Source organism: Bradyrhizobium sp. (assembly GCF_019242285.1).
GTDB lineage: Bacteria > Pseudomonadota > Alphaproteobacteria > Rhizobiales > Xanthobacteraceae > Bradyrhizobium.
Genome location: NZ_JAFAVV010000730.1, coordinates 1 through 9,154, shown reverse-complemented (window position 1 = coordinate 9,154; position 9,154 = coordinate 1). Strand labels below are relative to the sequence as shown.

The following is a 9,154-nucleotide window of genomic DNA, read 5'->3' as shown; positions in this document are numbered from 1 at the left end:
CGGTTCTATCCCTACGGCGAGCCGACAGTTCCGGAGTAGCGTTCAGTACGCGAGGTGAGAGACGCGACATGCCCCGCAGATCGCAGGGTGGGCTGAGGCGCGCAAGGGCCGTGCCCACCATTTGCTCGACAGCGCGGGCTCCGCATGGTGGGCACGCTTCTGCCGTCGTGTGGCATGCTTCGGTGCATGTGGCCGCTTAGCTAGCCCACCCTACTGCTTCGTGGATCGGTGAAGCACCAAAACTACTTCCGCACGCAGATCACGCGCACCACGGATGCCTTGGCATCCGTCGAAGTGCCCGCGGCGTCGACGCCGTTCGCCTTCAGGAATTCGCGCAACCTATCGCCGGGCACCAGCACCGCCTGCGACGTCGCCGATGCCGTGCCGGCGCTGGCGGCGGCGACCACGACCGGCCTCGACAGCACCATGCCGGCGAACTTGCCGCTGTCATCGAGCGCCGCGGCGCCTGAGAATCCGAGCGCCGGCGCCGGCGACAGCGCGAGATCGCCGCCGCCGCCGATCGCCGTCACCGTTGCCTTGACGCTGCTCGCGGCCGAGCCGCCGCCCTGGATTTGCGGATCGGCAATGCCGGCGAGATCGACCGTCGATTTCGCCGCGCCGCCGGCGAGATTGAGCGGCTTCAGGCCGCGGGCGCCGTAGATGTGCAGCAGCGCCAGGCCGCGGTCCTTGTCGTCGGCGAGGCGGTCGGCGTGACCGAAGCCGCCAATCTTGAGCGCGAGGCAGCCGTCGGTGACCTCACGATCGGTGACGATCGCGCCGTCCTCGCTCACGACGATGCCGGTGCCGTAATCGACCATTCGGCGGGGTGGCGGGCCGGCCTGCGCGGCCGACGGGAACGGGTTGAACGCGCTCGACATTGCGATCACCACCGGCTCGACGGTGTTCTCGGTGGCCTGGTCGTAGAGGATGGTGAGGATGCGCACCTCGTCGCCCTTGAACGTGCCGCGCAGATAGAATTTCTTCAGCCCCTGCAGTCCCGACAGGACGAAGAAGTCCGGCTTCACCACGGTGTAGTCGACGGTCCGTCCCGGCGGGTCCTTCTTCTCCTGGTCGGCGAGCTTGGCCGTGGTCGGGTTGGCCTCCTTGCGGCGGGTCAGCACGATCTGCACGGTGCCGTTCGGCGAGCTCCACTTCGCGCCGTTGGCGTCGTTCGACTGCTGCGGCACCAGTCTTGTCGGGATACCGAGCCGCACGCCCGTGCCGGCATCGGTGACGATCTTCCAGCCGACGCTCTCCTGGTGCCGCCGCGCGGTCTCCGCGAGCACGCTGCGCTCTTGCGGATTGAGCACGCCGGTCGGCTTGCCGCCCTTGGCCTTCTGATATTCCTTGATCGCGGCGACCATGCGCTCGCTGACATCGCCGGTGATGGCGCCATTAAATTGACCGACCCAGGCGAGGTCGGATTGCAGCGCCAGCCGCTCGGCCTGGCCCATCGCGTTGGCGGTATCGGTCGGCGCCTGCAGCGCCGGCCGGATCGGAACGGTGGTGACGACCTTCGGCTTGGCGCCGGTGGCCGGGGGCGCGGTCAACTGCGCCCTTGCGGAATTGGCCGCCACGACGGATATCAGGACGGCCACCGTCCGCGCCGTCGTCCCCCACGATGTCATGACAAATCCCGGACGTAATTGAATAGTCCATATTCAAGCACATCTGCTTGGCCGGCGCCATCAGCGCCCGGGTTCAGGAAATGGAGACGAACGCATGCTGAGCGCCGACGAGCTGGAACGCTATGCCCGCCACATCGTGCTGCGTGATGTCGGCGGTCCGGGGCAGGCCGCCTTGAAGGAGGCTGCCGTGCTCGTGGTCGGCGCGGGCGGCCTCGGTGCACCGGCGTTGATGTATCTGGCCGCGGCCGGCGTCGGCACGCTCGGCGTCGTCGACGACGACGTGGTGTCGTTGTCCAACCTGCAGCGCCAGATCATCCACACCACGCCGGACATCGGCCGGCGCAAGGTCGATACCGCGGCCGAGCGGATCCACGACCTGAACCCGCATGTCCGCTTCGAGGCCCATGCCACCTGGCTCAGCGCGCACAACGCGATGGAGCTGATCGGCGGCTATGACCTCGTGCTCGACGGCTCCGACAATTTCGAGACCCGCTATCTCGTCTCCGATGCCTGCTTCCTCGCCGGCAAACCCCTGATCACCGCTGCCCTCGGCACCTTCGACGGTTCGCTGACCACGATCCGCGCGCATGAGCGGAACGACAGCGGCAAGTTCAACCCGACCTATCGCTGCCTGTTTCCCGAGGCGCCGCCGCCCGGCACCGTGCCGGCCTGCGCCGAGGCCGGGGTGATGGGCGCGCTCGCCGGCGTGCTCGGCTCGATGATGGCGCTGGAGGCGATCCGCGAGATCGTCGGCTTTGGCGAGGGCCTGGTCGGACGATTATTGATGCTGGACGCGCGCACCATGCGGTTCGAGACGCTGAACTACGCACGCGATCCGGCGAACCCGCTGAATGGCGACGGGCCGACCATCACCGATTTGAGCGGGCATCGTTGAAATCCGTGCCGTCTCACGCCCGCATCGGCCGCTCGCTGTCCATGTGCACGAGCTGCGACTCGGCATAACGGCCGCCGGCGGCAATGCCCGGCGGAAACGCTTCCGCCAGGGTGGCGAGGTGCGTATCGGAAAGCTTCACGTCCAGCGCGCCGAGCGCCTCGTTGAGCCGGTCGCGGCGGCGGGCGCCGATAAGTGGGACGATATCGTTGCCCTGCGCGGCGACCCAGGCGATCGCGACCTGCGCCGGCGTAGCGCCGATATCGGCGGCGATCCTGCGCAATTCTTCGACCAGCGCAAGATTGCGGTCGAGATTGTCGCCCTGGAAGCGCGGGCTCATGCGGCGGAAGTCCTGCGCATGGCTGCGCTCCTTCGACCAGTGGCCGCTGATCAGGCCGCGCGACAGCACGCCATAGGCGGTGATGCCGATGCCGAGCTCGCGGCAGGTCTTCAGGATGTCGCTCTCGATGCTGCGCGAGACGAGTGAATACTCGATCTGCAGATCCGAGATCGGGTGCACCGCATGTGCGCGGCGAATGGTTTCGGAGCCGACCTCCGACAGTCCGATGTGCCTGACATAGCCCGCCTTCACCATTTCGCCGAGCGTGCCGACCGTCTCCTCGATCGGCACCGAGGGGTCGAGCCGCGCCGGGCGATAGATGTCGATCGTTTCCACACCGAGCCGCTGCAGCGAGTAGGCGAGGAAGTTCCTGACCGCGGCCGGCCGGCTGTCATAGCCGAACCAGCCGTTCTGCGGATCGCGCAGCGCGCCGAACTTGACCGAAATCTGCATTCCGGCGCCGCCACGGGAGGCCAGCGCTTCGCGGATCAGCATCTCGTTGTGGCCCATGCCGTAGAAATCGCCGGTGTCGAGCAGCGTGATGCCGGCGTCGAGCGCGGCGTGAATGGTGGCGATGCTTTCGGCCCGATCGGCGGGGCCATAGACGCCGGACATGCCCATGCAGCCGAGGCCGATGGCGGAAACAATGGGGCCGGTCTTGCCGAGCGTGCGCTGATCCATGGTTGCTCTCCGACGTCGACGGGTCAGCCAGGAGTGTATACGGAGGACGCCTCCGCTTAGAAGTCGCCCGCCGTTCAAGAGATGGTGATGAGGCTTTGCGGAGGCGGCGCCAAAGCGGAGCTTTCCATCGCGACGGCCATGCAAATCACAAGTTCAAGATCGTGCGAATCGATTCAATCTCGCATGCGCGCGCTGATCTGCGTTCGACGCCGACGGCATGCCAGGTGCGGTTGCCGACTGGTGCGGCCGTGCTGTGTGTGAAGATAAGTCGAACGCGAATGTCCGACAATGAGATGACCCTGAGCTTCCGCTGCCCGGCCGAGCTCGAGGGAAGGTTGCCGCCGCCGATCCCGGCGACATTGGGCTTGCCGGCCTGGCCCAAGGCGATGCCGACGCAGGCGTTCAATGCGATCAGCTCGCGCAACGAGGATACGCTCAAGCGCTGTCCACCATTCGTCGATGCCATGACCTGCGGCTTCCTGATTCCGCTGATCTGCGACCTCAGGATCGCGAACGGAGAGATCACCTGGGACAATGACATTCCGCGCTCTGGCGGAAAAAGAAGCGGCCATGCGCTGAATGTGCAGGCGCGCCAGGTCGAGTTGCAAATCGATATTGTGCGGGGAAAGGGCGAGGGCAGCCGCGATGACGGTGATCGCCTCGCCGACCCGGCCGTCGCTGCCGAGCTGCCCGGCAAGTTCCTGAAATGCCGCAGGAATGGCGGCCGCCGTGCCGTGGTCAGGCGCAACTGGTCGATCGCCTCGCTGCGGCGTCCGGCGCTTCCCGGTGCTGCGCCGAGCAGGGTTTCGACGGCCCGATCGCCGGCGCGGCGCGCGGTCCTTTGCAGCGGCGCGATCGCGGCCTCGCCGCGGCCCTGGGCCATCAGGGCCCTGGCCAGGATCGAGACGGCGGCGGCGTCGGTCCGGCTCGCCTTCAGCACCTCGGCGGCGAGCTGTTCCGCCTCGGCGAATTGCCGCATTTGCAAGGCGAGGCGGCTCGCTCGAGCAGGCCTGAGCGGGAATGGACCCGTCCGCGGCCGGAGGAGGAGGGAGGCTTGGGCACGGGACTCTGACACGATACTCAGCCTTGCCCGTAGCACCGCCGGCGGCCAATCGCCAGAAGCGACGGCGAGGTGCACCAATGCGCGAAGCTTCGATCGATCACTCCCTGCGCCCGCCAGCCGCGGCGATCGCCCCGCGCAAGCGCTCCTGCATCCGCGCTTGCTTCATCGCAGATGGCGGACTATCGGCGCCTCGTGCTAGGTGTGGCAGGAGCCAGTCAGAGTCCACGGGGCGAGCGGATGGCCGTCGGTAGTGCCACGAGTACGGAGCGTAACATCATCACGGTTCTCGCCGTCGACATGGTGGGCTCGACCCGCCACATTGCGGCCTGTGATCCCGACGAGGCGCAAGCGTTCCTCGACGAATGGCTGGACCACATCCGCCGTTCCGTGGAGCGGTTCGGCGGGCAGATCGTCCACTATGCAGGGGACGGTGGGATTGCCATCTTCGGCTGGCCGACCGCCTATGAGGATCATGCCGATCGCGCCTGCATCGCGGCCTGGGACATCCAGACTCACCGCGAGGCGACCGGACCGGGCGGGGATCCGGTCAACTTTCGCGTCGGGATTCATTCCGGCCTCGTCGGTCTGCGCAAGGGCGGCCCCGATGCGATCTATCGCTTCGACGTGGCCGGCGCCACCGTGCACGTCGCCGCCAAGTTGCAGCAGGAATCGTCGCCCGGCGAGGTCCGCCTCAGCGCGGAAACCGCTGAATTGTGCCGATCGCCGCTCGAGCTTGCGGCCTGCATGACGCCCGCGCGAATCGGCAACCGGCTCATCGAGGTCTACCGGCTGAATGCCAGGCCGAGGGATGTCGACCACAACGTCGTCGCGCGCCGTTATCAGACCGCGATCGTCAATCGGGTCAACGAGCTGGCGGCGCTTCGCGAGCGGCTGCCGCGCTGGGGCGGCAGGAGCCGTTCCATCGCACTGCTCGGCGAGCCGGGAATCGGCAAGAGCCGCCTCGCCACGGCCGCGATGACCGACGCGCTCACGTCGGATGTGAGGTGCTGCGTCTTCTACGGCGCAGTCCAGCGGCGCGTCACCGCATTCGCCGCTGCCCGGGCCCTGGTGGGCGACCTGCTCGTGGCGGGCAGCCTGTCGTCGGACGACCATGTCCGCGAGGCGCTGGCGGGGCTGGGGCTCGATGCCGGCGACCGCAAGGTGCTGGAAACCCTGTTCGTCGTGGAGAAGTCACCGCCGCGCCAACGCCCGAGCGACAGCACGCAGACTCAGATTGGACGCGCCCTGGTCTCGGCCTTCCTGGCACTGGCGCTCAGCAGGCCAACCCTGCTGCTGATCGAGGACATCCAATGGATCGATCCTGAAAGCCGCCATTTCCTGAAGCTGCTCGCGCGCGCGAATACTCTACAGCCGCTCTGCATCCTGCTGACCGGCCGGCCCGAGGCCCTGAACGACGCGGCCGATATCGCGGAGTCGGTCATTCATCTGCAGCCCTTGTCGCGGCCCGATATGGAAACCCTGGGACGGCAGTTGTGGAACAAGGACCGGCCGCCGACCGTGCTCGCGCGCGCGCTCGATCGCGCCGATGGCGTTCCCTTCATCCTGGAGGAGTTCCTGCGCTCGGCGGATGCCACCGACGCCATCAGCGGACAGTCGCTGCCGCAAAGCGTCGAATCCCTGATCCATGCGCGGCTGCAGCGGCTTTCGCCGAAGATCAAGCGGTTCGCGCAGACGCTCAGCCTGCTCGGGGAGGAGGTCGAGGTCCAACTGGCTACCGCGGTGCTCGGCGTGGACATAGGCGAGCTCCTCAACGCGCTGTTCGAGCTCGACCGGTTTGCGTTCATCCATCCGCTGGCGGGTAACTCCGTGCGCTTCCGGCATCAGATCATCGCCGAGGCCTGCGCCAACACGATACCGCGCGATCAGCGCCGGGAAATCCACCGTGCCGCGATCCTGGCGATCATCCGGCGCTACCCCAACCTGCATGGCCGCTACGAGCAGCTGGCCTTCCACGCAGAGGAGGCGGGCGATGCCGAGGCCGCGCTCGGCCATCTCTGGGAGGCGGCCGTGGAGGCGCGTCGCAACGCCGCCGCATCGTCGCTCAGCCTGATCTACGACCGGGCGCTGAAGCTCATCGAGCGTCTCGGGGGCGCGGCCGAGGAGCGATATGTCGATTTCGGCCGACTAAGCTTTGCGTCGATGTTGCAGCTTGGGGAAGTCGACAAGGTGAACATGCACCTGCCGCGCACCCTGGAGCTCGCCCGGCGGCAGCACAGGGCCGCCCAGGTGTGCAGCGTCCAGTCGCAGCTCGGGGCGGTGTACTGGTTCGAGGGACGGTACGAGGAGGCGCTGCAGGTCACGACCGAGGGACTGAAGACGGCGCGCGCGCTCGGCCAGCCGGCGCTGATCTTCTCGAACCAGGCGGTGATGGCCCACGTGTTGCACGGAATGGGTCACGTCGACCGCGCGATCGCCGAGATCGCCGAGCTGAACGAAATGCTCACCGGAGAGCTCGAGACCGCGCGGCTCGGAACGCCGGCCAGCCCGAAATGTACCGTCCTGGCCATCAGGAGCTGGTTCATGAATGCAACGGGGCAATACGAGGCGGCGCTCCAATTCGCGTCCCGTGCGCTGGGGATCGCGTCCCGCGAGCAGGACCAGTATGGAGAGGTGCTGTCACGGATCACGATGGGGAGAAATCTCCTCATGCTTCATCGCAATGACGAAGCCGTGGAATGCCTGTCGATCGGCAGGGAGGTCGTCGAGCGCAACGGCTACGATACGATCAACGCCAACCTCACCGGAGCATTGGCGACCGCGTTGACACGCACGGGTCAGCCGCAACAGGCGGTCGGCCTGGTGGAAGCCTGCATGGACAGCGGGATGCATCTGCGGACCGGCCAGATGGAGGTATGCTATCTCTATGCGGGCTATGCCGAAGCCCTGGTCCGGAGCGGGGAATCCGAGCGCGGGCTGTCTGCGCTCGATCACGCGCTTTCCATTGCCAGGACCATCGGCAATCCATGGCTGACGGTCGAATGTCTCGGCCTGCGGGCGCGGCTCCTCGCCGAGACGAATCCGGAGGCGCCCGGCATCGCCGAGGGGCTCGCCGAAATCCACGCCATCTGCGGCCAGTACGGCATCGTCGCTTGGGACATATCGCCGCCCGTAGCCCCGGCGCTCGACGTCTCGCGCCACGCCTTCTCGCCCGGCCGCTACAGCTAGCGCGCGCGTCCCAATTGCGACGACGGTCGCAGCCGCGATGGCGCGGCCGACCGTCCGGGTCCGCTGTCGTCGCCCGGCTTGACCGGGCGACCCAGCACGCCGCGACCTGCCGATTCAAGCTCTGCTGTCTCTGGGATGCTGGATTACCCATTTCGCGGGTGATGACAGGGAGAGCGTGGCGGCAGCTCGGCTCACTCCCTGTCCCGCCGCACGCCTCGAATCCCTCGCGGCTTCGGTGGCGGGTGATGACAGGTGCCACGTGGGGGCAACGACCTTGACGCGAGGCCGTCTCCACGTACAATTACGGGGGCCGCGCGCCGACCGGCCCACCATTGTCCGGTCCGGTCCACCTGCTCACGAGATTGAGTCGAACGCGTGGGCGGTTCAATCATTCCTCCCTTTTCGCCATTGCGGTATCGACGCAGTGTCTGTTTCGTCAACGGACCTTCATGATGGAAGGTCACCATCGTTTCGTCTTGCCATCGTTCATTGAGGGGCATGCCGTGCATCGTGTCGTCTTGCTGATGGGCTTTGCGATTCTGGCGGCATTCTCGATGATCGGGCCGGCCTTCGGCGATCAGATTTTCGCCGATCAGGGCAGGGATTGGACGGCGGCAACCCGGGCCGATTTCTACACGCGCGACCAAGGCTCGAGGCTGATCAATCTCGCCTGGATGCAGGCGCTGAAGCAACGGGACGGCCAGCCGTTCCTTGCCGACGGCTTGGCCCGCTACGGTTTCCTGCCGAATCCGGGGGCCACGGCCAACCTTCCGATCGGCATCCACACCGCCGGTCCGAAGGGATTCCAGATCGTCGGAATTACCTGCTCCGCGTGTCACACCCGTGATGTCGTGGTTGACAACAAGACCTACCGCATCGATGGCGGTCCTGCCTTCATCGATTTCCAGGCCTTCCTGAGCGATCTCAACGGCGCGGTAAGAGATGTTCTTGCCAGCGATGCAGCGTTCGCACCTTTTGCAGCCGCAGTCCTGCAATCCGCGACGCCCGCGGCCGCCGACGTCGCGGGGCTGCACCAGAAGGTGGATGCCTGGCATCGCCGGTTCGATGCCTTCGTGACTGGCACGCTGCCGCAAGCCCCGCACGAATGGGGACTCGGACGCATCGACGCCATCGGCATCATCTTCAACCGCATTGCCGGGCTCGACGTCGGACCGCCGCCCGATCTGCTGATCCCGGACAACCTGAAGGTCGGCGACGCCGCGGTGCGGTTTCCGTTCCTGTGGAATTCGCCGCTGCAGGACAAGACCGATTGGGCCGGCTTCGTCAACAACGGCAACGACATTTTCGCGCTGACCCGGAACACCGGACAGGCGCTGGCCTTTGCCACCTTCGAGCCAAAACCC

At 66.7% G+C, this 9,154-nt stretch carries 6 protein-coding genes and 1 pseudogene; 3 read left to right on the top strand and 4 right to left on the bottom strand.

The genetic code is table 11. The features are described from left to right. Nucleotides 1-242: 242 nt before the first annotated feature. Nucleotides 243-1,628, bottom strand: a complete 1,386-nt coding sequence (locus JOY90_RS29630; RefSeq protein ID WP_291694643.1) for a serine protease — start codon at nt 1,626-1,628, stop codon at nt 243-245. 94 nt (nt 1,629-1,722) lie between these two features. Here JOY90_RS29630 and JOY90_RS29625 point away from each other — a divergent pair, with 94 nt between their 5' ends. Next, nucleotides 1,723-2,523, top strand: a complete 801-nt coding sequence (locus tag JOY90_RS29625; protein WP_291694642.1) for a molybdopterin-synthase adenylyltransferase MoeB — start codon at nt 1,723-1,725, stop codon at nt 2,521-2,523. Between the two features lie 13 nt (nt 2,524-2,536). Here the strand turns inward: JOY90_RS29625 and JOY90_RS29620 are convergent, their stop codons facing one another. The 3 genes and pseudogenes from JOY90_RS29620 to JOY90_RS40220 all read right to left on the bottom strand — a co-directional run. Further along, a complete protein-coding gene (locus JOY90_RS29620) occupies nt 2,537-3,541 on the bottom strand; it encodes an aldo/keto reductase (protein ID WP_291694641.1) in 1,005 nt (334 codons plus the stop codon). A gap of 145 nt (nt 3,542-3,686) precedes the next feature. Next, nucleotides 3,687-4,076, bottom strand: a complete 390-nt coding sequence (locus tag JOY90_RS29615; protein WP_291694640.1) for a hypothetical protein — start codon at nt 4,074-4,076, stop codon at nt 3,687-3,689. A 318-nt stretch (nt 4,077-4,394) separates the two neighbouring features. Then, nucleotides 4,395-4,520, bottom strand: a pseudogene (locus tag JOY90_RS40220) (tetratricopeptide repeat protein); the annotation flags it as partial. A 321-nt stretch (nt 4,521-4,841) separates the two neighbouring features. Here JOY90_RS40220 and JOY90_RS29605 point away from each other — a divergent pair. Further along, complete coding sequence (locus JOY90_RS29605; protein ID WP_291694638.1) at nt 4,842-7,790, top strand: AAA family ATPase; 2,949 nt, start codon at nt 4,842-4,844, stop codon at nt 7,788-7,790. A 503-nt stretch (nt 7,791-8,293) separates the two neighbouring features. Continuing rightward, a partial coding sequence (locus JOY90_RS29600; RefSeq protein ID WP_291694637.1) for a di-heme-cytochrome C peroxidase occupies nt 8,294-9,154 on the top strand: 861 nt, incomplete at its 3' end.

Bases quoted from the DNA above. Each gene is read 5' to 3' on its own strand.
- JOY90_RS29630 (WP_291694643.1), bottom strand. From the start codon at position 1,628: ATGACATCGTGGGGGACGACGGCGCGGACGGTGGCCGTCCTGATATCC.
- JOY90_RS29625 (WP_291694642.1), top strand. From the start codon at position 1,723: ATGCTGAGCGCCGACGAGCTGGAACGCTATGCCCGCCACATCGTGCTG.
- JOY90_RS29620 (WP_291694641.1), bottom strand. From the start codon at position 3,541: ATGGATCAGCGCACGCTCGGCAAGACCGGCCCCATTGTTTCCGCCATC.
- JOY90_RS29605 (WP_291694638.1), top strand. From the start codon at position 4,842: ATGGCCGTCGGTAGTGCCACGAGTACGGAGCGTAACATCATCACGGTT.